Origin of the sequence: Planomonospora corallina (assembly GCF_042650625.1) — a bacterium.
Classification (GTDB): domain Bacteria; phylum Actinomycetota; class Actinomycetes; order Streptosporangiales; family Streptosporangiaceae; genus Planomonospora_B; species Planomonospora_B corallina.
Map to the genome: position 1 here is coordinate 73782 of NZ_JBHSBM010000023.1, position 17131 is coordinate 90912.

Below are 17131 nucleotides of genomic sequence, written 5' to 3' on the forward strand. Positions count from 1 at the left end.
TCTGTCACGGGTGGGGGCCCAGGCGATTGAGGAGACCGCGATGTACGGCATGCCGACTGCCTGGCGTGTCCCTGGATACACGGAGATCCGGGAGCTGGGAGCCGGAGCCTCCGGGCGTGTGGTGATGGCCCGGCACGACGCCGACGGCACACTGGTGGCGATCAAGTACCTGTCCGACGAGCTCCGCGGCGACGCCGGCTTCGTGGCGCGGTTCCGGCACGAGGCCCGGCTGCTCCACCGGCTGAACAGCGCGAACGCCGTCCGGCTGTACGACTACCTGGAGACGGGCGAGGGCGCGGCCATCGTCATGGAGCTCGTGGACGGCGTCCCCCTGCGCGCGCTCCTGCGCTCGGAGGGGCCGACCGGGCCGGAGGCCGCGCTCGTCGTGCTCAAGGGCTCGCTGATGGGCCTGGCCGCCGCGCACCGCGCCGGGATCGTGCACCGCGACTTCAAGCCCGAGAACGTGATGGTGGAGGCCGAGGGCTCGAGCAAGCTCGTCGACTTCGGTATCGCGCTCCCCTCCGGGGACGGCGGATCCCCCGCGGGCACGCCGCCGTACATGGCGCCCGAGCAGTGGGCGGGCGCCCCGGCCTCCCCCGCCACGGACGTCTACGCCGCCACCGTGGTCTTCTTCGAGTGCCTGACGGGGACCCGGCCCTTCCGCGCGCAGACCCTCGCCGCGCTGGCCCGGCAGCACCAGGCCACGCCGCCTCCCTCCGAGGAGGTCCCGCCCGCGCTCCGAGGGCTGGTGGAGCGCGGGCTGGCCAAGAACCCGGCCGACCGGCCGTCGACCGCCACCGCGTTCCTCAGCGAACTGGAGGCGGTCGCCGCCGAGGCGTACGGACCCGACTGGCAGGAGCGGGGGCGTCGCCGCCTGGCCGCGCTCGCCGCGCTGCTGGCGGGGCTGTTCCCCCGCCAGCCGGAGACCCCGGAGGTCGACACCTCCCTGGCGGAGACCATCCTCGACGAGGACGCGGGCCGGCCCCGTTTCGGCAGGGTCGAGATGAAGATCGCGGTCGCCGCCGGATGCGTCGCGGTGGTCACCGGCCTGGCCGTCGCGCTGCTCGGCTTCGGCGACGACCCCGAACTGAAGACGCAGAGCTCGGTCGCCGTGCCGAGCACCCCCGCCGAGACGGCCGGGGGCGAGGAGCCCACCGAGGAACCCGTGGAGGAGCCTGCGGAGGAGCCCGCCGACGAGCCGGCCCCGGACGGTTCCGAGCCGTCCGCCACCCCCGCCGCGACCGGGACCGCACCGCCTCCGGCCGTGCCGACCGGCACGGCCGCCCCGGCGGCCGCCCCGACTGCGGCGCCCACGACACGGCCGTCGAGGAGACCTTCGGCGCGCCCGACGGCGAAGCCGTCCGCCACTCCCACGGAGGAGGACAGCGGACTCGGCGGTCCGTACACGGTCACGTCGCGCCCGGTCCCCCCCGGCTCCACCTCGTCCCCGTCCCAGACGGCGGGACCGACCCGGACCATCAGGCCGACCCGGATTCCCCCGTTCCCGACGCCCACCCGGACCGGCTCGGAGCCGAGCCCGAGCGTGACCCGGACGGACCCGAGCCCGAGTTCCACGGGCGGAGGGGACACCACCCCGGACTCCCCTCCGACGCCCAGGTGACACGCCGGGACGACCACGTACACGTGGTGGACCCGCGCAGGTGACACGCCGGGACGGCCGCGCGCATGTCATGGACCCGCGCAGGTGACCGCGCCGGGGTGACCCGCGCGTGCCCGGTGGCCGCGCACGGCCACCGGGCGGAACCGGTGACGGGCAGGGGGGCGTCCATCCACACTGGCGGTGGACGGCGGTAGATCGGGACCACCCCGGACAGGGCGGGGTGGCTGGGGGAACGGACACGATCGTGGACATCGGGCAGGATCGACTCGCGGGGTACCGGCTGACCGGCCGGACCTGGACGGGGGAACTCGGCACCTGGTACGCGGCGGTCTCGGCCACGGGCGCGCCGGCGAGCGCGCTCAGGTTCGAGCCCGGCGCCGTCTCCGGCCCGGCGGCGCGCGACCGGGTGGTCGCGGCTGTGCTCGCCGACCGCAGGCTCGCCCGGAGCGGCCTGGCGGGGCTGGTCCCGGTCGCCGACCTGGTCTCCGCGCACGGCGAGGTCTGGCTGCTCACCGCGGAGCCGGCCGGCCCGACCGTGGGCGACCTGCTGGGCGACGCCCCCGGCGTCCCCCGGCCCGACGCCGGCGACGCGGCCACCGTGCTGGCGGAGACGGCTCAGACGCTGCTGGCCGTGCACGCCGCCGGGCTCGCCCACGGAGCGGTGCATCCCGGCACCGTGGTGATCGCTCCGGGCGGCGTGGTGCTGCTCGCCGAGCGCGGGCTGGCCGACGCGCTGCACGGGCGGCCGCCGGCCCCGGAACGGGACGTGGCGGCCTGGGCCTCGCTCGCCCGCGGCCTGGCGGCGACCTGGGCCGCGGACGCCCCACGGGCGGCCGGCCTGCTGGAACAGGTGGCGGCGGCCGCCACCACCCGCGGCCTGGCCGCGGCCCGTGACACGCTGCTCGCCGGGCGCACCCTGCTCCCGTCGGGGTTCCCCACCCGTGAACGGCTGACGGAGACCGCGCACCGGTGGTCCGTCCACGAGGCGGCCACCCGGGCGGCGTACCCGGTCCCATCCCCGTCCCCGTCGCCGGGCAGGGCCGGCATGGACGAGGGGGAGATCGTCACCCTGCTCCACGTCGGCGCGGGCGGCGGGGAGCGCACCGGCGAGGGTCCCGGAAGCCGCGCCGGCGAGACCGTCGTGCGGTTCGGCCCGGGGGTGCCGGCGGAGACGACGGCGGCCCGGATCTGGCGGGGGGGCCGGGAGCAGGCCACGGTGCACTCCACCGGCGCCGCCGGGCGGCGCGGGCCCCGGCCCCCGGCGGGCCGGCGCTACCGCACGGCGCTCTCCGCGGTCGTCCTGGCCCTGATACTCGCGGGCGCCGCGCTGGCCTGGCTGCTGCGGACCCCGGCCAGCGCCCTGGCCGTGACCGGAGCGGAGGTGGTGGTGCCCAAGAAGACGCTCAAGTGCGGGGAGTCCGCCGCGATCCGGGGGGTGCTCACCACCAACGGGTCGGCGGGAGAGATCCGTTACCGGTGGCTGCGCAGCGACGGCGACGAGCCGGTCGAGCACACCCACCGTGTGCCGGGCGGGGAGACCGAGCACGAGGTGACCCTCCGCTGGGACGTGCGGGGCAAGGGCACGTTCAAGGGCACGGTCACCCTGGAGGTGCTCTCGCCGGTGCCCGACGGCGAGGCGGTCGAGGACAAGAAGAGCTTCACCTACAGATGCCGGTGAGGCGGCCGCCGACGAAGCACCGCAAGGTCCACAATGCGCCGCATACGGGATTCTTACTACTCTGACGGGCATGACCACGCAGACCCCCGCCGGCTGGTACCCCGATCCCTACGGCTCCCCGCAACTGCGGTGGTGGGACGGCAGCCAGTGGACCGACGCCACCCACCAGGCCGACGCGCCGGCCGCCGACCAGGCCGCGTCCCAGGGCCCCCAGACGGGCCCGTCGTTCCCGCCGGGGGACTCGGCCCAGCAGACTCCTCCGCCGTCCCAGAGCGGCATGACGCTCCAGATGGAGCAGCCGCGCTGGGACGGACCGCCCGCTGACGAGACCGTCCGGATGGCGCCCGCGGAGCACGGCGCCCCCTCGGCTCCGGCCGGTCCCTCGCCCGCCGGGCCGTACGACGGTCCCTCGCCCACCGGGCCGTACGGCGGACCCCCGCCCGCCGGCCCCTACGGCGGACCCGCCCCTGCCGGCCCCTACGCGGCCCCCGCCACGCCCTACGGCGCGCCCGCGGCCCCCGCGGGGCCGTACGGCGGGCCCGCGCCCGCCGGCCCCTACGGCGGGCCCGCTCCCGGGGGACCCTACGGCGGACCCGCAGGCCCCTACGGAAGACCCGCCGGCCCCGGCATGCCGTACGGGTCGCAGCCGGTCAAGAAGAGCCCGTGGCCGTGGATCCTCGGCGGCGGCGGGATCGTCGTCCTGATCGCGGGCATCGTGGCCGCCGCCGTGTTCCTGGTCGACCCGGACTCCCCGTCCAACGCGAGCGACTCCGCCCCGGCTCCGGTGCCGAGCGCGACGCGGGAGAGCACCCCCGAGCCGACGGCCGAGCCGACGCCCTCGCCCTCGGCCTCGCAGAGCCCCTCCGGGAGCCTGCCCCAGCCGGAGAACGGGCGCATCGTCGACCAGGTCACCGGCCTGTCCTACGACTTCCCCGGCGACAAGTGGCAGGTGCCCGCCCAGGCCGGCACCCCGCAGGAGCTCGGCCTGGCGTGGACCAGCGCGGCGGAGACGCTCTCCCACGAGAACTTCAACGGGCAGGGCGCTGACTGGCTCGGCACGATCTACACCGCGGAGCTCTCCTCCCGCTACGGGTACGACGGGCCGAAGAGCATGGACGCCGCCACCGCGCGGCTCATGGCGGTCATCGAACCGCTCTTCTACAGCCCGCCGCACGAGCGCAAGGTCCTCGAGCGCGAGGCCATCAAGGTCAGCGGCAAGGACGCCTGGCGGCTCTCGTTCGAGCTGGACTTCAGCGAGGTCTCCGCGCAGAACGGCTGGAAGTGGAAGAAGGAGATCGTCACCTTCGTGCTCGTGGACCGGGGGGAGAAGCCGCCCGCGCTGCTGTACCTGTCCATCCCGGACAACCTGGACACCTCGGTGACCGACCGGGTGCTCAAGTCGCTCGAACTCTCCTGAGCGGGGGGCACTACCCTGAAGGTTATGAGTGACCTGCTGGTCTGGATCGACTGTGAGATGACCGGGCTCGACCTCGGCCGTGACGCCCTCGTCGAGGTGGCCTGCGTGGTCACCGACGGCGAGCTCAACCAGCTGGACGAGGGCGTCGACGTGGTCATCAAGCCCCCGCCCGAGTCGCTGGAGCAGATGTCGGAGGTGGTGCGGGAGATGCACACCGCCTCCGGCCTGCTGGACGTGCTGGGCGGGGGTGTCACGCTGGCCGAGGCCGAGGCGCTCGTCCTCGACTACATCAAGGGCCACGTGAAGGAGCCGAAGAAGGCCCCGCTCTGCGGCAACTCCATCGCCACGGACAGGTCGTTCATCGCGCGCGACATGCCCCTCGTGGACGCGTACCTGCACTACCGGATGATCGACGTCTCCTCGATCAAGGAGCTCGCCCGGCGGTGGTACCCGCGGGCCTACTTCGCCTCCCCGGAGAAGCAGGGCGGCCACCGGGCGCTGGCCGACATCGTCGAGAGCATCCGCGAGCTCCGCTACTACCGCGCGGCGGTCTTCGTGCCCCACCCCGGGCCCGACTCCGCCACCGCCCGCGAGCTCGCCGAGAGCATCTCCGCGCAGGCCTCCCCTCCCGAGTGAACGCGGGGGACGCCGCGGCGCGCGGCGCCGCCGTAAAACGGGGTGCGTGAGCACTCCCGGAGACCGCTACACTTTTCATGTGCCGCCGCCGCGAGACGGCGGACATGGTGGGTGTAGCTCAGTTGGCAGAGCGCCAGGTTGTGGTCCTGGATGTCGTGGGTTCAAGTCCCATCACTCACCCCAGGTGAACGGCCGGTCCTTCGGGACCGGCCGTTCCGCTTTTCCCAGACATCCAACTTTCCCACCAAAGCAGGACATCACGGGTTATGCTCGCTCGTGTTGCTACGCCGTAAGACCGGGGGCCTCGGCGACCTGACCGTGTTGCTTCCTCGGAGGCGGGATGAGAGTCGACGGTGCGGGATCCGACGGCGGACCCCGAGTCGTGACGGGTCTGAGCAGGCGCGAGACCGAGGTCATGGACCTGATCGCGGACGGCCACTCCAACGGGCAGATCGCCCGGCACCTGTTCCTCAGCGAGAAGACCGTCAAGAACCACGTGAACCGGATCTACACCAAGCTCGGCGTGAGCTCGCGGGTGACCGCGATCGGCCTCTGGCGGGAGCGGGCCGCCTCCGGGGACGCCGGATCCCCCGCCGGCAGACGGGACGGGACCGGGGCCGGCGCGGACGGCCCGCGGAGGCGGGACCTCTAGAGGACGGGCCGGAGCCTCACAGGACGGGGTCCAGGGCCCGGACGACGGCCTCCGAGCCCTCCCGGGACGCCTCCAGGGCCCGGGCGATGGCCTCCGTCCCCTCCCGGAGCTCCTCCGGCGTGACCGAGAGCGCCGGGCGGAGCCGTACCGAGCGCTCCCCGCAGGGCAGCACGAGCACGCCCTCGTCCTCGCGCAGCCGGGCCACCAGCCGGTCCCGTTCCGCTCCCGAGGGAAGGTCGAAGGCGCACATCAGACCGCGTCCGCGCGCGTTCTCCACCCGGCCGGGGAACCGGTCCTGGATCCTCAGCAGCATGGCGAGGAGCTCCTCGCCCAGCTCCCGCGCCCGCGGGATCAGGCCGTCGCGCTCGATGATCTCGAGCATCCGGCGGGAGCGGACCATGTCCACCAGACCGCCGCCCCAGGTGGAGTTGATCCGGCCGCTCACCCGGAAGACGTTGTCCGGGACCAGGTCCACCCTGCGGCCCGCCATCACCCCGCCCACCTGCACCTTCTTGGCGAAGGCGACCACGTCGGGGCGGAGGCCCAGCTGCTGGTAGGCCCACGGGGTGCCGGTGGTGCCGCCCCCGGTCTGCACCTCGTCCAGGACGAACAGCGCGTCGTGCTCATGGCAGAGCCGTTCCATCGCCTGGAGGAACTCCGCGCGCATGTGGTTGTCGCCGCCCTCGCCCTGGATGGGCTCGGCGATGAAGCAGGCGATGTCGTGCGGGTGCCGTTCGAACGCGGCCCGCGCCTGGGCCAGGGCCCGCTCCTCCGCGGCCTCGACGTCGCCGAGGTGGACGGCGGGCACCTCGATGCGGGGCCAGTCGAACTTCGGGAACCGGTCGGTCTTGACCGGGTCGGTGTTGGTCAGCGAGAGGGTGTAGCCGCTGCGTCCGTGGAAGGCCCGGGTGAGGTGGAGGACCTTCGTGCCGAGTTCCGGGGAGCGGCCGGCCGCCTCGTTGCGGCGGGACTTCCAGTCGAAGGCGCACTTCAGCGCGTTCTCCACGGCCAGGGCGCCGCCCTCGACGAAGAACAGGTGGGGCAGCTCGGGGTCGCCGAGCACGCGGGCGAAGGTCTCGGCGAAGTCGGCGAGGTGGGCGGTGTAGAGGTCGGGGTTGGCGGGCTTGTTCGCGGCGACCCGGCCGAGCCGGGCGAGGAACTCCTCGTCGTCGCCGAACGGGTTCACCCCGAGCGGGGCGGAGGCGAAGAAACTGTAGAAGTCCAGGTAGGAGCGGCCGGTCCGGGCGTCGACGAGCCGGGATCCCCGGCTCCGTTCGAGGTCCAGCACCAGCCGGTAGCCGTCCACGAGCAGGTGGCGAGCGAGGCGGGCGTGTACGTCCATGTCCCCTCCACAATGAGCTGGACCGGTGATTCCCCTCGTTTTGGCGCTCTTACCTGAAGATATTACGTTTCATTTCTGATTTTTGTGAAGATCCTACGGTCACCGTCCTGCGTTCACGCGTCCGTGGCCGTCGGCGGGCGTCGGTGCGCGTCCGTCGCGGCCGGCGGATCCCGGCGGCTCCCCGGCACCCGCCGGTCCGGGTTATCGTGCCTCGAAGCGCCCACGTCCACGAGGAGTACCCGGTGTCCCTTCGCGAATCCGCCGCCGACATGCGGGACGAACTGGTCCGTCTCCGCCACGCCCTGCACCGGGAGCCCGAGCTGGGCCTCGACCTGCCCAGAACCCAGGAGAAGGTCCTGACCGCCCTGTCCGGCCTCCCGCTGGAGGTACGGCTCGGCACCCGGCTCAGCTCGGTGACCGCGGTGCTGCGCGGCGCGCTGCCCGGCCCGACCGTGTTGCTCCGCGGCGACATGGACGCCCTGCCGGTCTCCGAGCGCGCCGACGCCGAGGTGACCTCCCGGGTGGACGGGAGGATGCACGCCTGCGGCCACGACCTGCACACCACCATGCTCGCCGGGGCGGCCCACCTGCTCACGGCCGAGCGCGACCGGCTCGCCGGGAACGTGGTCTTCATGTTCCAGCCGGGCGAGGAGGGCCACCGGGGCGCGCAGCACATGATCGACGAGGGGGTGCTGGAAGCCTCCGGCGAGCTCCCGGTCGCGGCCTACGCCCTGCACGTGATCAGCTCGGTCCTGCCGAACGGGCTCTTCCTCACCAGGACCGGGCCGATCATGGCCGCCGCCGACCGGCTCGTCGTGACCGTGCGCGGCGCCGGCGGGCACGGCTCGGCCCCGCACCTGGCCAAGGACCCGGTCCCCGCGGCGTGCGAGATGGTCCTCGCGCTGCAGAGCATGGTGACGCGCGGCTTCGACGTGTTCGACCCGGTGGTGGTGACCGTCGGCTCCTTCCACGCCGGCACGGTCGACAACGTGATCCCCGAGGAGGCCCGGTTCGAGGCGACGATCCGGTCGTTCTCCACCGCCTCCCACCAGCGGGTGCTGGAGCGGTCGGTGGCCCTCGTCGAGGGCATCGCCGCGGCGCACGGCCTGGAGGTCGACGCCTTCTTCGAGATGGGCTACCCGGTCACGGTCAACGACGGCGCCGAGGCCGAGTTCGTCGGCGCGACCGTCCGCGAGGTCTACGGCGAGGAGCGGTTCGTCCGGGCGCCCCGGCCCTTCACCGGCGCCGAGGACTTCTCCTACGTCTGCGACCGGGTCCCCTCGGCGTTCGTGGCGCTCGGCGCGTGCCCGCCGGACCTCGACCCGGAGCGGGCCGCCTACAACCACTCGCCGGAGGCGCGTTTCGACGACGCCGTCCTGTCCGACGGGGCCGCGCTCTACGCCGAGCTCGCCGCCCGCCGCCTCGGCCTCGCGGCGAGCTGACCCCTCTGACGACCGGCCCGCCGCGGTCAGCCGGCGGGGGTGATGCGGATGCCGACGCTGCCCGTCCTCCCCCGGCGGAGCCTGCTGCCGAGGATGGTCAGCCGGGCCTGCAGGCCGTACTTCTTCACCAGCAGGCCCCGCACCCGCTCGGTCTCCTCGTCGGACAGGATCTCCGCGCGGCCCGCGACCTCCTCGCCGCGGACCCTCCCCCGCACGTCGCAGGCCCGGACCGTGACCTCGGCGTTGTTGCGGATCCGCTTGACCTTGCCCGCCGAGGCCGCCGACCAGATCACCATGGCCTCGCCGTCGGGGGCCGTCCAGACCGGCGTGGCGACCGCCGCCCCGTTCCTGCGGAAGGTCGTCACGGAGACGTACGGCTCGGCGGCCAGCTCCCGGATGCTCGTCATACGGGAACTCTAGGAGGCGCCGTAGACGACCATGGACACCGCCACGTACTGGACCAGATAGGCGGCCAGGGTGAAGGCGTGGAAGACCTCGTGGAAGCCGAACCAGCGGGGCGAGGGGTCGGGGCGGCGCAGGCCGTACACGACGCCGCCGGCGGTGTAGAGGACCCCGCCGACGAAGACCAGGACCACCGCCGCCACGCCCGCCCCCTCCATCAGCTGGGGCAGCACGAACACGGCCGTCCAGCCGAGGGCGATGTAGAGGGCGGTGGACAGCCAGCGGGGCGCGCTGAGCCAGAGCACCCGGAAGAGCACCCCCGCGATCGCGCCGGTCCAGATCACGGACAGGACCACCACTCTCGCCGCGCCGTCCAGCGCGAGCAGCGCGAACGGCGTGTAGGTGCCCGCGATGATCAGGTAGATGTTGGCGTGGTCGAGGCGGCGCAGCACGCCCTCCAGACGCGGTGAGAGCGTGCCGCGGTGGTAGGTCGCCGAGATGCCGAAGAGCAGGCCGGAGGTGATCGCGTAGATCACCGCGGCGAGCCGCGCCTGCAGGGTGGGCCCCAGCGCGACGAGGACGAAACCGGCGACGAGCGTGACAGGCAGGGCTCCGGCGTGCAGCCAGCCGCGCAGGCGCGGCTTGATCGACTCCTGGAGCGAGGGCCTCTCGGAAGTCTCAGAAGCTGTCATGGTCATGAACCTACGGTACCGTAACTTACGCTTGCGTAGGTTGTGATCTCCCCTACAGTGATCCTCTCCCGCGGGCTCCCGGGGAGAAAGGGACCTTCGTCCCGATCTCGCTTCCCCCGGCGGGGCCCGCCACACCTCCGGACCCGCGGCGGGGCCGCCGGTACGGCGGGGGCGGGCCCCGGCCGCGCGCCCGGGGACCCGCCGGATGCGCATACGGTTTCCTCAGCAGTGTCCACTCGGCGGCGGTGTCCGCCCCGCGCGCGTCAGGGAAGAGGGTCGAAGGGATGTCCAGGCGGGAACCACGGGGGCCGGCGCCCGGCCGCTATCCGGTGACCTTCGGCGAGGTCGAGCTCCTGGCCGACCTCGACCGGCCCTCGGGCTGGGTGGTCTCCTCCGGCGGCGTGCCCCAGTCCTACGTCGACCTGGACGACCCCACCTATCTCGACTTCGAGTACGTCCAGCTGATGGCCCTGGTGGTCGACCTGCTGCCGCCCGGCCCGCTGGACGCCGTGCACATCGGCGGCTGCGCCTGCACCCTCCCCCGCTACGTCGCGGCGGTCCGGCCGGGGTCCCGGCAGATCGTCGCCGAACCCGACGCCGGTCTGGTCCAGCTCGTCCGCGACCACCTCCGCCTGAAGTCCGTCCCCCGTCTCAAGGTCAGGATCCTCGACGGCCGCACGGCCACCGCCCAGCTCGGCGACGGCTCGGCCGACCTGCTCGTGCTGGACGCCTTCAGCGGCGCCATGATGCCGCTCGACCTGGCCACCTCGCAGTACATGGACGAGGTCGCCCGGGTGCTGCGCCCGGACGGCACCCTGCTGGTCAACATCGCCGACGGCAAGGGGCTGGCCTTCGCCCGGCGGGTGCTCGCGACGATCCGCGGCGCCTTCCCCCACGTCGCGATGCTCGCCGAGCCCGGCGTGCTCCGCGGCCGGCGGTTCGGCAACCTCATCGCCGCCGCCTCCCGCACCGGGCTCCCGGTCGACGGGCTGACCCGCCGGGCCGCGGGCGGCCTCACGCAGGCGCGCTGCGTCCACGGGGAGGACCTCACCAGGTTCGTCGCCGGAGCGCCCCCGCTCAACGACGGCGATCCCGTCGTCCTCCCCGTCCCCCCGCCCGCCGTGTTCGGCTGAGGCCCCGCCTCTCCCACGACAGGACGTGCTCAGAGCAGCCCGTGGTAGAGCCGGAGAGCGTCATCCAACGCGTTCATCTCGTCGTCGTCCAGAACACCCACCCAGTGCGTCAGCTTCGTGACATCCACAGCCAGCATCTGTTCGAGCAGGATCCGACACTTACGGCCTTCGATCTCCGCCTCGGGGCGCGTGAGGCTCGCCCGGGCGGAGGTGGACGTGGGGGCGACCGTCACGACCGAGCCGATGAAGCCGGTGGCCGTCACCACGACGGCGTACCGCCGTCCCTGCTGTACATGGTCTCGGGACTGTCCAGGCAGCGTCACATGGAAGATCGACCCTTTACGAAGCAAGGTAGCGCGCCCATTCGCGGATCCGCTCGGCCTCCTCGCGCTCGGCCGGATCATTGGCGATCTCGGCGGACTCCTTCCGCATCCTTTCCTGCATCGTGGTGAACCACGCCAGGTGGATCGCCTTCCGGACGACCTCCGAGACGGACTCGCCCATTTCCTCCGCGACCTGCTCAAGCTCTCTGCGCGTCTTCTCATCGAGACGCACTGTCACCGTCGTCGTCATAAGACGAACGTAACACGATTCGTCTTACACGCCGGAGCCACAGCTCACCCGATATGGCGCCGGCCCGTGCCCTCCCCCGAGGAGGGCGCGGGCCCGCGCCGCCGTCAGCGCTCGGCGAGCGTGACGCAGGCGACCCGCGGTCCGGCGGCGCCTGCGTCGGTCCCCTCCGCCCTGGTCGGCTCGGCGTGGATCACCAGGGAGCGCGGCGGCCGGCCGGGGATGAACGCCCAGTCCTGCTTCGCCGCCGCCGTGGCCGCGCCCCGCCGGTCGGTGGTGAAGTCCAGCCAGACCTCGCTGGTGGCGCTGGCGTGGGAGTGGCCGTGCTGCCGGTAGTGCGGCCCGGCCTCCTCCGGGTCGGCCCCGCACGGGTTGACGTGCAGGTGCACGCCGTACGTCCGGCGGGGCAGGAATCCGCTGACCTCCACCTTCGCGGTGGACAGCACCGCTCCGGACTCGGCCGTCACCCGGGCCGAGGCGCCGGGCGGGACGAGCGCGCGGTCGTAGACGATCGCGGCGGCCCTGGGGGCCGGTGCGCCGAACGTGCCGCCTCCGGAGAGCTTGACCTCGGCCGGGGCGACGTCGTGCACGGCCGGACGCGCCATCTCCGCCTGCCCGCCGCAGGCCGCCGTGATCAAGGTGACAGGGGCGAGAAACCAGGACAGGCGCGATAGGCGCATCGCATTACTCCTCGACCGGCCGATGACTGGAACGACGCTCAACTCTAGTCAGTGACCGTCAAGGCACGCAGAGTATTCGAGTCATGGAGCTCCCACTCGTTCCCCCTCATCGCACCATCGGCCGGGCGGGGACGGGCGGCCCCGCGCGGGGATCAGGCTCCGTGCGCGGCGGCGATCTCGTCGATGCGGGCGGCCAGGGCGAAGTCGTTCGTGGTCAGGCCGCCCGCGTCGTGGGTGGTCAGGGCCAGGTGCAGGGTGCGCCAGCGGATGTCGATGTCGGGGTGGTGGTTCATCTTCTCGGCCTCGACCGCGATCTCGTCGACGATGCGGATCGCGGTCGGGAAGTCCGGGGCCGCGACCTTCCGGCGGATCTCGTCGCCCTCGCGCCGCCACTCGGGCACCTCGGCCAGCCGCTGCTGCACTGCGGAGTCGTCAAGCAGGTCCATCACCCCAGGAGATCACGGCGGCGGTGGCGACGCCAAACAGCGCCACACCCATGCCGCGCCCGCATGTGCCCGCCCACACCCATGCCCCGCCCGCGCGTGCCCGCCCACACCCCGGGCGGCCCGGCCGCCGGGTCCGTGAACCCCCGGCCCCGGCCCCCGGACCCACGGAGTTCAGAAATTCCCGGCTTCCACCTATTGGTCATCATTTGCCGCCTATATCGGCAACCCCTTACGTTGAATCCCATGCTTCTGGCTGATCAGCGCCGTCTGCTGTGCGAGTACGGCCGGCGGGCCGCCGAGACCGGGCTGGTCGTCGGCACCGCCGGGAATCTGAGCGTGCGCGAGGGCGACCTGGTCGCGGTGACGCCGAGCGGCGTCCCCCTGGACCGGCTGGAGCCCGAGGCCTGCCCGATCGTCGACGTGGCGGGCCACCTGGTCGAGGGCGGCCTGCAGCCCTCCTCCGAGACCCCGATGCACCTGGCGGTCTACGCGAGCGGCGACGCCCGGGCCGTCGTGCACACCCACTCCACGTTCGGCACCGTGGTCGCCAGCACCATGACCGAGCTGCCGCCGATCCACTACACCGTGCTCCTGCTCGGCGGACCTGTCCGGGTCGCCGAGTACGCCACCTACGGCACCCCCGAGCTGGCCGCCGGCGTGCGCGCCGCGCTCGAGGGCAGGACCGCCGCGCTCCTGGCCAACCACGGCGGGGTCACCGTCGGCGCCGACCTCGCGGGCGCCTTCGAGGCGACGCGGCTGCTGGAGTGGCTCTGCGAGGTCTACGTCCGGGCCCGGGCGCTCGGGGAGCCGCGGGTGCTCACCTCCGAGCAGCTCGCGGCGGTGGCCCACCGCGCCTTCCATCCCCCCGTCTTCCCGGTCCGCGAGGACCTGCCCGCCGCCCCCACCCGCGAGGACTGACGATGCCCCTCCAGCTGACCGGCACCCCCAGCGACCCCGACCTGCTGCTCCGCCTGCCGTGGGACGTCCCCCTGGAGGACTGGCCGGAGCACCGCCTGGTCTCGCTGCCCCGCGGCATCTCCCGGCACGTGGTGCGCTTCACCCGGCTCTCCGGCCGGGTCTACGCGATCAAGGAGATCAGCGAGAAGTTCGCCCAGCGGGAGTACCGCCTGCTGTGGGACCTGAACCGCCTGGACACCCCCGCGGTGGAGCCGGTGGCTGTGGTCACCGGCAGGACCGGGAAGGACGGCGAGCCGCTGGACTCCGCGCTGATCACGCAGCACCTGCAGTTCTCCCTGCCCTACCGGGCCGTCATGTCGGGCACCGTACGGCCGGACACGCTCAACCGGCTGCTCGACGCGCTGGCGGTCCTGCTCGTCCGGCTCCATCTGAACGGCTTCTACTGGGGCGACTGCTCCCTGTCGAACGTGCTGTTCCGCCGGGACGCCGGCTCCTTCGCCGCCTACCTGGTCGACGCCGAGACCGGCGAGCTCCACCCGATGATCAGCGAGGGGCAGCGCCGGCACGACATCGACGTCGCGCACACCAACATCTACGGCGAGATGCTCGACCTGGAGGCGGGCGGCCTGCTCCACCCCTCCATCGACCCCGAGGAGACCGCCGACTCCGTCTGCGCGCGCTACCACCGGCTCTGGGACGAGCTGACCTCCGACGAGATCATCGAGGAGGTCGACTGGCACAAGATCGACCAGCGGATCCGGCGGCTCAACCGCCTCGGCTTCGACGTGGCCGAGATGATGGTCCGCCGCAAGGCCGGCACCGGCCGCCTCATCGTCCGGCCCAAGGTCGTGGACGCCGGTCACCACCAGCGCAGACTGCTCCGCCTCACCGGTCTGGACGTGGAGGAGAACCAGGCCAGGCGGCTGCTGAACGACCTCGACGCCTTCCGGGTCGAGTTCGGCCTGCGCCACGAGGACGAGGCGATCGTGGCCCACCGCTGGCTGATGGAGGTCTTCCACCCGGCGATCGAGGCGGTCCCGGAGGAGCTGCGGCGCAAGCTGGAGCCCGCCCAGATCTTCCACGAGGTGCTCGACCACCGCTGGTACCTCTCCGAGGAGACGGGCTCCGACATCGGACTGCAGGCCGCCGTGCGGTCATATGTGAGGAACATTCTTGTTTTCAAGCCGGACGAGAAGGCGCTCATCTCCGAGGATCTGTAATCCCCGCCCCGGGGATGCACATCCTTCTACTCGGTGTTCAAATCCTTAGCCTCACCACATCTCCGTTTTTGTCAGGACACTTAACGACAGCCCCGATATCCCTACTCTTACCGAGCGACCTTTTCCGCAGTCGTCGGCGAGGGAGATCGAGTGCTCGGAATCGAAGAATGCCTGACCGAGGTGATGGCCATCCCCGGTGCGCTGGATGCGATCCTGATCGACCAGACCAGCGGCACGGCCGTGGCCACCGGGGGCGGTGGCGGCCGGTTCGACACGGAGAAGTCCGCCGCCGGCCTGAGCGCGACCCTGCAGGCGGCGCTGGACGGGATCTCTCTCACCTCCCCCACCGGAGCGGTCCGGATCAACGAAATGATCATCACGGCGGACGACGGGCACTATTTACTGAAGCCCCTGGAGACCGTTTTCGACGGTCCATTAGTGATATATGTCCGACTGGATCCGGAACGTTCTAATCTGGCGCTCGCCCGCCACCGGCTCCAGAACCTTTCCGGCCAGCTCATGACGACGTGATGAGCCATGCCGAGTGCCGAGAGCGTCCTGCGCGAACTCGCCGACGAGGGGGCCACCGGTGCCCTCCGCCTGGGCAAGGCCGGAGTGTTCTACCTCACCGGCGGCCGGGTGACCTACGCCGAGAGCCACTGCTGTCCGCGGGTGGAGGACCTGCTGGTCGCCGGCGGCCGGGTCGGCGCGCAGACCGTACGGCAGGCCAGACAGGCCTCGTCCGAGGAGCGGTGGGGCGGCGACCTCCTGGTCGACCGGGGCGTGCTCACCCGCGGCGAGCTGGAGTTCTGCGTGCTGGGAGCGGTGCTCGACGCGGCGTTCTTCCTGTTCGGCGCCTCCGGTTTCCGGCCGCGGTTCCGCCCGGACGACCGGCACTGGCTCGGACCCCAGTGGTATTTCGACGTGACCGGGCTGCTGCGGGAGCACGGACGAAGGAGAGCACAGTTGGAGCAGGCCTGGCCCTCCGCCGAGTTGGACACGCTTCCGGTCGTCCCGCTGGCGCGCATCCCCGCCCAGCAGGTCATGCTGACCTCGCTCCAGTGGGAGATCCTGGTCGGCGCGGACTGCTCGGCGACCCCGGCCGACCTGGCCCGCAAGCTGGGCCGGCCCGCCTACTCGGTGCTGCTCGCCGTACGGCAGCTCGGCGCGGCGGGGCTGCTGCGCCGGCCGGAGCCCTCCCCCGGCGCACCGGCCGAGGCGCCGCCGGAGCCACCCGAGCCACCCGAGCCGCCGGAGGCCCCGCCGGAGACGCTCCCCCGGCGGACCGGCGGCGCGGGGCGCGCCAGGGAGCTCGCGGAGACGGGCCCCGCCCCGGACCGTCCCCCGGTGTGGATGCCCGCCGCCACCGCCGACCCCACCGACGTGAACCTGCTCATCCGGCTCCGGAACGCACTGGAGGCCCTCGCATGAGGCCGGCCCCATGCCGCTGAGGCTGCGGACACTGACGCTGAAGTGGATCGGAAGGAGGATGCCCGTGGAACTGCGGGACGAGGTGTACCGGGAGATGGCCCTGCTGCGCGACCGCATGCCCGACGTGGACGGCAGCGTCGCGTGCAGCGTGGACGGCATCCTGATCGCCAGCGACCTGAACGGGAACGCCGAGCAGACCGGCGCCCTCTCCTCCGCGGTGCTGGCCCTCAGCAGCCGGATGACGGGCATCGCCGGCAAGGGCGTCCTCGAGGAGACGCTGATCTCCGGCTCCAACGGCTACGCGGCCTTCTACGCCGCGGGCCCCAAGATCGTCCTCACGGTCCTGGCCCGCCCGGGCACCAACCTCGGGCTGCTGCGACTGGAGGGCCGCAAGACGGCGGCGAGTGTGGCCGCCATCACCGAACGCATGTCGGCAAACCACTGATCGGAGAGACCAATGGCCAGCATGGACGTGTCCCTCAAGGAGATGATGGCGATCGACGGCGCCACCGGCGCGGTCGTCGTGGACTACAACAGCGGGATGGCCCTCGGCGCCCTCGGCGGCTCCAAGGATTTCGACCTGCAGATCGCCGCGGCGGGCAACACCGAGGTCGTCAAGGCCAAGCTGCGGACGATGGAGTCCCTGGGCCTCAAGGCCGCCATCGAGGACATCCTCATCACCCTGACCGACCAGTACCACATCATCCGGCCGATCACCGGCCGGGGCGGCAAGGGCCTGTTCCTCTACCTCGCGCTCGACCGCGGCCGGGCCAACCTGGCGCTGGCCCGGCACAGCCTGCGCGGCATCGAGGAGAAGCTCGAAGTATGAGCATCCGGCTGCGGCGTGCGCC

At 72.7% G+C, this 17131-nt stretch carries 20 protein-coding genes and 1 tRNA gene; 14 read left to right on the forward strand and 7 right to left on the reverse strand.

Annotated elements, in window-relative coordinates:
* The first annotated feature begins 40 nt into the window (after nt 1-40).
* The 6 genes from ACFOWE_RS19590 (at nt 41) to ACFOWE_RS19615 (ending at nt 6004) form a co-directional block, all read left to right on the forward strand.
* Nucleotides 41-1621 (forward strand): serine/threonine-protein kinase, encoded by a 1581-nt coding sequence (locus tag ACFOWE_RS19590; protein ID WP_377289831.1) that lies wholly within the window; start codon nt 41-43, stop codon nt 1619-1621.
* Nucleotides 1622-1841: 220 nt separating this feature from the next.
* Nucleotides 1842-3299 (forward strand): hypothetical protein, encoded by a 1458-nt coding sequence (locus tag ACFOWE_RS19595; protein WP_377289833.1) that lies wholly within the window; start codon nt 1842-1844, stop codon nt 3297-3299.
* A 70-nt stretch (nt 3300-3369) separates the two neighbouring features.
* A complete protein-coding gene (locus tag ACFOWE_RS19600; RefSeq protein WP_377289835.1) occupies nt 3370-4716 on the forward strand; it encodes a DUF2510 domain-containing protein in 1347 nt (448 codons plus the stop codon).
* Between the two features lie 24 nt (nt 4717-4740).
* Nucleotides 4741-5352 carry an oligoribonuclease gene (gene orn / locus ACFOWE_RS19605; protein ID WP_377289837.1) on the forward strand — a complete coding sequence of 204 codons (612 nt, stop codon included), beginning with the start codon at nt 4741-4743 and terminating at the stop codon, nt 5350-5352.
* Between the two features lie 107 nt (nt 5353-5459).
* Nucleotides 5460-5535 (forward strand) — tRNA-His (locus tag ACFOWE_RS19610).
* A gap of 199 nt (nt 5536-5734) precedes the next feature.
* Nucleotides 5735-6004 (forward strand): helix-turn-helix domain-containing protein, encoded by a 270-nt coding sequence (locus ACFOWE_RS19615; RefSeq protein ID WP_377289839.1) that lies wholly within the window; start codon nt 5735-5737, stop codon nt 6002-6004.
* A gap of 16 nt (nt 6005-6020) precedes the next feature.
* Here the strand turns inward: ACFOWE_RS19615 and lat are convergent, their stop codons facing one another.
* Nucleotides 6021-7346 carry an L-lysine 6-transaminase gene (gene lat / locus ACFOWE_RS19620; RefSeq protein ID WP_377289841.1) on the reverse strand — a complete coding sequence of 442 codons (1326 nt, stop codon included), beginning with the start codon at nt 7344-7346 and terminating at the stop codon, nt 6021-6023.
* A 242-nt stretch (nt 7347-7588) separates the two neighbouring features.
* Here lat and ACFOWE_RS19625 point away from each other — a divergent pair, with 242 nt between their 5' ends.
* Complete coding sequence (locus ACFOWE_RS19625; RefSeq protein ID WP_377289843.1) at nt 7589-8788, forward strand: M20 metallopeptidase family protein; 1200 nt, start codon at nt 7589-7591, stop codon at nt 8786-8788.
* 26 nt (nt 8789-8814) lie between these two features.
* Here ACFOWE_RS19625 and ACFOWE_RS19630 read toward each other — a convergent pair whose 3' ends face one another.
* Together ACFOWE_RS19630 and trhA are read right to left on the reverse strand one after the other, a co-directional pair.
* The gene (locus ACFOWE_RS19630) at nt 8815-9195 is read right to left on the reverse strand and encodes a PPOX class F420-dependent oxidoreductase (RefSeq protein WP_377289845.1); all 381 of its coding nucleotides are present in this window, start codon (nt 9193-9195) and stop codon (nt 8815-8817) included.
* A gap of 9 nt (nt 9196-9204) precedes the next feature.
* On the reverse strand, nt 9205-9882 hold the full coding sequence (trhA, locus tag ACFOWE_RS19635; protein WP_377289846.1) for a PAQR family membrane homeostasis protein TrhA: 678 nt from the start codon (nt 9880-9882) through the stop codon (nt 9205-9207).
* Nucleotides 9883-10166: 284 nt separating this feature from the next.
* On the opposite strand from trhA, the gene ACFOWE_RS19640 reads away from it, so the two are divergent.
* Nucleotides 10167-11015, forward strand: coding sequence for a spermidine synthase (locus tag ACFOWE_RS19640; protein WP_377289848.1), 849 nt, complete (start codon nt 10167-10169; stop codon nt 11013-11015).
* 29 nt (nt 11016-11044) lie between these two features.
* Here the strand turns inward: ACFOWE_RS19640 and ACFOWE_RS19645 are convergent, their stop codons facing one another.
* The 4 genes from ACFOWE_RS19645 to ACFOWE_RS19660 all read right to left on the reverse strand — a co-directional run bounded on the left by ACFOWE_RS19645 (nt 11045) and on the right by ACFOWE_RS19660 (nt 12711).
* Nucleotides 11045-11419, reverse strand: a complete 375-nt coding sequence (locus ACFOWE_RS19645) for a type II toxin-antitoxin system PemK/MazF family toxin (RefSeq protein WP_377289850.1) — start codon at nt 11417-11419, stop codon at nt 11045-11047.
* Nucleotides 11355-11588 carry a ribbon-helix-helix protein, CopG family gene (locus tag ACFOWE_RS19650; protein WP_377289852.1) on the reverse strand — a complete coding sequence of 78 codons (234 nt, stop codon included), beginning with the start codon at nt 11586-11588 and terminating at the stop codon, nt 11355-11357. The genes ACFOWE_RS19645 and ACFOWE_RS19650 overlap by 65 nt, the downstream gene beginning before the upstream one ends.
* 104 nt (nt 11589-11692) lie before the next feature.
* Nucleotides 11693-12265, reverse strand: coding sequence for a superoxide dismutase family protein (locus ACFOWE_RS19655; protein WP_377289854.1), 573 nt, complete (start codon nt 12263-12265; stop codon nt 11693-11695).
* A gap of 152 nt (nt 12266-12417) precedes the next feature.
* Complete coding sequence (locus ACFOWE_RS19660; protein WP_377289856.1) at nt 12418-12711, reverse strand: 4a-hydroxytetrahydrobiopterin dehydratase; 294 nt, start codon at nt 12709-12711, stop codon at nt 12418-12420.
* Nucleotides 12712-12954: 243 nt separating this feature from the next.
* Here ACFOWE_RS19660 and ACFOWE_RS19665 point away from each other — a divergent pair, with 243 nt between their 5' ends.
* The 6 genes from ACFOWE_RS19665 to ACFOWE_RS19690 all read left to right on the forward strand — a co-directional run bounded on the left by ACFOWE_RS19665 (nt 12955) and on the right by ACFOWE_RS19690 (nt 17109).
* Nucleotides 12955-13629 (forward strand): class II aldolase/adducin family protein, encoded by a 675-nt coding sequence (locus ACFOWE_RS19665; RefSeq protein ID WP_377289858.1) that lies wholly within the window; start codon nt 12955-12957, stop codon nt 13627-13629.
* A gap of 2 nt (nt 13630-13631) precedes the next feature.
* Nucleotides 13632-14849, forward strand: a complete 1218-nt coding sequence (locus ACFOWE_RS19670; protein WP_377289860.1) for a DUF4032 domain-containing protein — start codon at nt 13632-13634, stop codon at nt 14847-14849.
* Between the two features lie 150 nt (nt 14850-14999).
* A complete protein-coding gene (locus ACFOWE_RS19675; RefSeq protein WP_377289862.1) occupies nt 15000-15380 on the forward strand; it encodes a roadblock/LC7 domain-containing protein in 381 nt (126 codons plus the stop codon).
* 6 nt (nt 15381-15386) lie between these two features.
* The gene (locus ACFOWE_RS19680) at nt 15387-16280 is read left to right on the forward strand and encodes a hypothetical protein (protein ID WP_377289864.1); all 894 of its coding nucleotides are present in this window, start codon (nt 15387-15389) and stop codon (nt 16278-16280) included.
* Nucleotides 16281-16344: 64 nt separating this feature from the next.
* Nucleotides 16345-16725: a roadblock/LC7 domain-containing protein gene (locus ACFOWE_RS19685; RefSeq protein WP_377289866.1), complete on the forward strand. Its 381-nt coding sequence runs from the start codon at nt 16345-16347 to the stop codon at nt 16723-16725.
* 12 nt (nt 16726-16737) lie between these two features.
* Entirely contained in the window at nt 16738-17109 is a 372-nt protein-coding gene (locus ACFOWE_RS19690) for a hypothetical protein (protein WP_377289868.1), read from the forward strand.
* Nucleotides 17110-17131 lie beyond the last annotated feature (22 nt).

What these genes read in the sequence shown, in the direction of transcription:
- ACFOWE_RS19590 (WP_377289831.1), top strand. Translation starts at nt 41, where the DNA reads ATGTACGGCATGCCGACTGCCTGGCGTGTCCCTGGATACACGGAGATC.
- ACFOWE_RS19630 (WP_377289845.1), bottom strand. Translation starts at nt 9,195, where the DNA reads ATGACGAGCATCCGGGAGCTGGCCGCCGAGCCGTACGTCTCCGTGACG.
- ACFOWE_RS19600 (WP_377289835.1), top strand. Translation starts at nt 3,370, where the DNA reads ATGACCACGCAGACCCCCGCCGGCTGGTACCCCGATCCCTACGGCTCC.
- lat (WP_377289841.1), bottom strand. Translation starts at nt 7,346, where the DNA reads ATGGACGTACACGCCCGCCTCGCTCGCCACCTGCTCGTGGACGGCTAC.
- trhA (WP_377289846.1), bottom strand. Translation starts at nt 9,882, where the DNA reads ATGACAGCTTCTGAGACTTCCGAGAGGCCCTCGCTCCAGGAGTCGATC.
- ACFOWE_RS19665 (WP_377289858.1), top strand. Translation starts at nt 12,955, where the DNA reads ATGCTTCTGGCTGATCAGCGCCGTCTGCTGTGCGAGTACGGCCGGCGG.
- ACFOWE_RS19670 (WP_377289860.1), top strand. Translation starts at nt 13,632, where the DNA reads ATGCCCCTCCAGCTGACCGGCACCCCCAGCGACCCCGACCTGCTGCTC.
- ACFOWE_RS19645 (WP_377289850.1), bottom strand. Translation starts at nt 11,419, where the DNA reads ATGATCCGGCCGAGCGCGAGGAGGCCGAGCGGATCCGCGAATGGGCGC.
- ACFOWE_RS19655 (WP_377289854.1), bottom strand. Translation starts at nt 12,265, where the DNA reads ATGCGCCTATCGCGCCTGTCCTGGTTTCTCGCCCCTGTCACCTTGATC.
- ACFOWE_RS19640 (WP_377289848.1), top strand. Translation starts at nt 10,167, where the DNA reads ATGTCCAGGCGGGAACCACGGGGGCCGGCGCCCGGCCGCTATCCGGTG.
- ACFOWE_RS19680 (WP_377289864.1), top strand. Translation starts at nt 15,387, where the DNA reads ATGCCGAGTGCCGAGAGCGTCCTGCGCGAACTCGCCGACGAGGGGGCC.
- ACFOWE_RS19690 (WP_377289868.1), top strand. Translation starts at nt 16,738, where the DNA reads ATGGCCAGCATGGACGTGTCCCTCAAGGAGATGATGGCGATCGACGGC.
- orn (WP_377289837.1), top strand. Translation starts at nt 4,741, where the DNA reads ATGAGTGACCTGCTGGTCTGGATCGACTGTGAGATGACCGGGCTCGAC.
- ACFOWE_RS19650 (WP_377289852.1), bottom strand. Translation starts at nt 11,588, where the DNA reads ATGACGACGACGGTGACAGTGCGTCTCGATGAGAAGACGCGCAGAGAG.
- ACFOWE_RS19660 (WP_377289856.1), bottom strand. Translation starts at nt 12,711, where the DNA reads ATGGACCTGCTTGACGACTCCGCAGTGCAGCAGCGGCTGGCCGAGGTG.